The organism is Nocardiopsis sp. NPDC055824, from assembly GCF_053616335.1.
Map to the genome: position 1 here is coordinate 1 of NZ_JBSHDN010000345.1, position 3840 is coordinate 3840.

General features: G+C 74.1%; 4 protein-coding genes. All 4 read right to left on the reverse strand.

The window, feature by feature from the left end:
* Positions 1-143 precede the first annotated feature (143 nt).
* The gene (locus ACWGL3_RS31495; RefSeq protein WP_267950148.1) at positions 144-1190 is read right to left on the reverse strand and encodes a pirin family protein; all 1047 of its coding nucleotides are present in this window, start codon (positions 1188-1190) and stop codon (positions 144-146) included.
* Between the two features lie 64 nt (positions 1191-1254).
* Positions 1255-2259, reverse strand: coding sequence for a DUF2804 domain-containing protein (locus ACWGL3_RS31500; protein WP_452462137.1), 1005 nt, complete (start codon positions 2257-2259; stop codon positions 1255-1257).
* A gap of 138 nt (positions 2260-2397) precedes the next feature.
* On the reverse strand, positions 2398-2916 hold the full coding sequence (locus ACWGL3_RS31505) for a hypothetical protein (protein ID WP_267950146.1): 519 nt from the start codon (positions 2914-2916) through the stop codon (positions 2398-2400).
* 181 nt (positions 2917-3097) lie between these two features.
* Positions 3098-3730 (reverse strand): GyrI-like domain-containing protein, encoded by a 633-nt coding sequence (locus ACWGL3_RS31510; RefSeq protein WP_267950145.1) that lies wholly within the window; start codon positions 3728-3730, stop codon positions 3098-3100.
* Between the last annotated feature and the right edge of the window lie 110 nt (positions 3731-3840).

A 3840-nucleotide genomic window follows, 5' to 3' on the forward strand; every position in this document is an offset into this window, starting at 1 on the left:
TTTGCCCTGGTGTGCCCGTCCCCGGGGGGGGGTCCACCCACCCGGGCCCCCCCCTCTCCGGGCGGGGGGCCCCCGGGGGGGGGCGGCGCCCCGGGGGTCGGGGGCCCCCGCCACAGGTCCTGCCGTACGGGGCCGGAGGGGTCTCAGGGGCGGTGGCGGGGCCTGGGCCGCAGGCGGGCGTTGGGCAGGTCGGGCGCGGGCAGTGCCGCGCCCCCGTCACCGGCCACCGCGGGGAAGCGGGATCCGGGTGCGGGCGCCTCGCGGCCCTGTTCCCAGGCGGTGCGCGCCCGGACGATCTCGTCGTGGTCGCGTCCGACGAAGTTCCACCACATCACCAGGTCCTCGGCGAAGGGCTCGCCGCCGATGACCAGCAGGTGGGCGCGCTCCTCGGCGTGCAGGACGGCGTGGTCGCGCCCCTGCCCCAGGTAGAGCAGGGATCCCGCGCCGACCCGGTGCCCGAGGGTGTGCACGGTCGCGTCCAGTGCCAGCACGCCGTGCTCGAACCCCGGTTCCAGGGGCATGCGCACGCGGGCGCCGGGCTCCAGCACCAGTTCGGCGCCCATGAGCGGGGTGTAGGTGCGGGCGGGGGAGCGGCGCCCGTCCACCTCGCCCATGATCACCGTGACCCTCGCCCCGTGCGCCGGCGGTTCCGCGGGGGCCGCGCCGGCCCGGTCCAGGAGAGGGAGGTCCAGGACGGGCAGGTCGGCGTGGTGCTCGAAGTGCGGGTCGCCCTCGCGGTCGGCCCCGGGCAGGGCCACCCACAGCTGGGCGCCGTGCAGGTCGCGGGGGGCGTCGGCGGGGGTGCGCTCGGAGTGGGCGATGCCGTGCCCGGCGGTCATGAGGTTGAGCTGGCCGGGGCGGACCAGCTGGTCGGAGCCGACGCTGTCGCGGTGGTGGACCGTCCCCCTCACCAGCCAGCTGACGGTCTGGAGGCCGATGTGGGGGTGCGGCGGCACCTGCATGCCGGCGCCCGGGGAGACGTCCGTGGGGCCGTAGGCGTCGGCGAAGCACCAGGCGCCGACCATGCGGCGGTTCTTGCCCGGGAGGGCCCGGCGGACCAGCATCGCGCGGGGCCCGCCCAGGGGGACCTCGCGGGGTTCGAGGAGTTCGGTGTCCGGGTCGGGGAGGGCGGGGTCGATCTCCCCGGCGCACACGCGCTCTTCGGCGGGGTGGGGTTCGAGATTGCTCACCCTGCCGAAAATAGCCGAGGCGGCGCCGGCTCGGGCACCGCCACGGACCGGGACCGCACCCGTGTCACCAGCGCATGTGCACGTGTTCGGCGAATCCGAAGAGGCCGTCCACGGCCACCGGGTGGCCGTCGTCGGTGTGCACGGTGCCGGTGTAGTGGCCGAAGCACTGGTGGGTGTCGTTGACGAGGACGCCGGCGTCGGTGCGGTCGACCCGCTCGTGGAAGGGGGTGAAGACGAGGTCGACCTGGTCGGAGCCGGGGGTGCGGATCCACCAGGGGGTGAGGGCGTCGTCGGGGTCGTACTCCCATTCGAGTTCCTCGCCGATCTTGGACAGGCGCCCGTTTACGCACAGGGCGTTCTCGGTCAGGCCGGTGCCCTCGGTCCACCTGCCGCCGAACTGCAGCCCCACCGTGCGGCCGTCGGTGCGGCCGGAGGCCGCGCCCCAGTTCCACCGGGTGTCGTAGGGCCAGCGGCCGCGCCCGTGGTCGAGCACCCCCCAGCCGCCCCCGAAGTCCAGGACGTCCCCTCCGAGGCGGACCGCGCCCCGGGCGGGGCGGGCGGTGTGCTTGGAGGTGTACTGGAAGCGGTCGGCGCTCCAGGGGATGACCACGTTCATGGTCTCGTGGTCCTGGGGCAGGTCGACGGTGAGGTCGCCGTGGAGCCTGCCCTCGGGGGTGTCGCAGGAGAAGCGGAGCCGTGTCGCGCCGGGCGCCTCCTGGACGAGGGCGCGCACGGGTCCGATGGCCGCGCCCGTCCCGGCGCCCAGGGTGTCGGGCAGGCGGACGCCGTGGGCGAGCGGACGCAGGGAGGTGCGGCTCACCTCGCGGCCCCCGTACTCCAGGAGGTACACGCCGACCACTCCGAGGTAGTCGATGTCGGCGACGGTGAGGGCGACCAGGTGGGTGGGGGTGGACACACACCAGTACTCCCACTTCTTGCGGCGGCCCCAGCCGGGGAGCGCGCTCCGGTGCAGGGGGGTGCGCGACCACCCCACGGCGTCGGGGTTGAGGCGGCCGTCGGGCGCGCACAGGTCGACAGGGGCGGTGATCTCCCGCTCGTGTGTTGCCATGCCCGGCAGCATAGGGGGGAGCGGGGCCGCCGGTAAGGGCCCGGCGGGCCAGGTCGGCGGCGGTGCGGCGTGCGCGGCCGCCCAAGGCGGCGGTGTCGGGCCGGTCCGTCGCGCCTCGGCCCGGGCCCCACACGGGTGTCAGGCCGGCCCCGGCCCCTCACCGAACCTGGTCGCCTGCATGCGCTGCGCGGCTGCGGACGCGTCGCCGACGGCCTCCCAGTCCTTGGGCCTACATCCCCGGAAGATGCGCTGGACCGGTGTCCATCCGACCCAGCGCGGGGGATCCCAGCCCGGAGGCGCCGCCAGGTCCGGGATGTCGAGATAGTGGTCGATCCTGACCCGGTCCCAGGCGTGCACGACCCGGCCGTCCCCGACGCACAGCCCCACGTGGCCCCAGTCCTGTCGGCGGCCGAACAACTCCCCTGTGCTGTCGTAGAAGGCGAAGGCGCCGGTCGGAGGAACTCCGGTATTCTCCCGCGCCGCATAGATCCGGGCGGACTCACCGGCGAAGTCGCCACCGAAGATCTCCACGTGGTTGGACCGTTCGTAGGCGTCCTCCACGAAGGCGAGGCAGCGCGAGGTGTAAGCGGTCGATCCGAGATGCTGTCGTGCCCAGGTGACGGCGTTGTCGGCACAGACCTGCCAGTCGTGTTCCATGGCTCCCCTGGATGAGAGAACAGGCGGTTGTGCATGTTAGCGCCGCGCCGGCGCGCAACAGAAAGGGTTTTCCGCGGGGCGGCGGGCCGAACGCCTCCGCCGAGAACCCGCGCGTGGACCGGCCCGGGCGCTCCGGACCGGGCGGGCGCGGCACCGTCTCCCGTACCCGCCCGGCGTGCCGCTACCCGCCCGCGTCCGCGGCCTCGACCGGTTGCCGGAGGATGGTGCGCATCCTCTCCGGTGCGACCCTGCGCAAGTCGCCGAGGTAGATCTCGTGGTGTTTTCCGGTCATGCGCAGCCCGTGGTCGGGGATGAACTCGTGGTGCATCCGTGCCAGGACCCCGGCCTCCCCGTCGAACGGGCCGACGTGCAGCGTCTGCACGCACCGGCCCTCCGACAGCCGCTCCAGGCGGACGTCGCCCAGGCGCGCCGGCCTGTTCCCGGCCGCCGCACGCTCGACGGCGGAGGCGAACATGTCCTGGTCGGTCCAGTCCGGGACCATGATCATCATGGTCCAGTCCCACCGGGACTTGTCGCGGGCCGCCGTGAAGGCGTCCATGTCCTCGGCCCACCACAGGCCCTCCAGGGGCATGACGACGTAGTCGCGCCCGAGCTCCCGCTTGCTGGCGAACTTCAGCTTGTAGGCCACCGGGTAGAGCGCCCCGACCGCCTCGGCGAAGGCCGGTGAGGTGTTCGGGTCCCCGCGGCCGTCGATCATCAGGTAGTGCAGGTCCGGTATCTCGGCGATCCGGAACCGGCCCCGTGGCGCCCGGTAGGCGTCGAGGGTCTTCTTGAAGTCGGTCTTGTTCGTCATCGCGTACCTGGGCCCGGACTGCGAGCCGCGGCCTTTCCGCCTCGGGTGGGTGGGGTGGAGGGTCCGGGTCCGCCGCCGGTCGGCGGCGGACCCGTTGTCAGGCGTGGGGG

Coding starts and splice junctions, on each gene's coding strand:
- ACWGL3_RS31500 (WP_452462137.1), bottom strand. CDS start 2,259: ATGGCAACACACGAGCGGGAGATCACCGCCCCTGTCGACCTGTGCGCG.
- ACWGL3_RS31505 (WP_267950146.1), bottom strand. CDS start 2,916: ATGGAACACGACTGGCAGGTCTGTGCCGACAACGCCGTCACCTGGGCA.
- ACWGL3_RS31510 (WP_267950145.1), bottom strand. CDS start 3,730: ATGACGAACAAGACCGACTTCAAGAAGACCCTCGACGCCTACCGGGCG.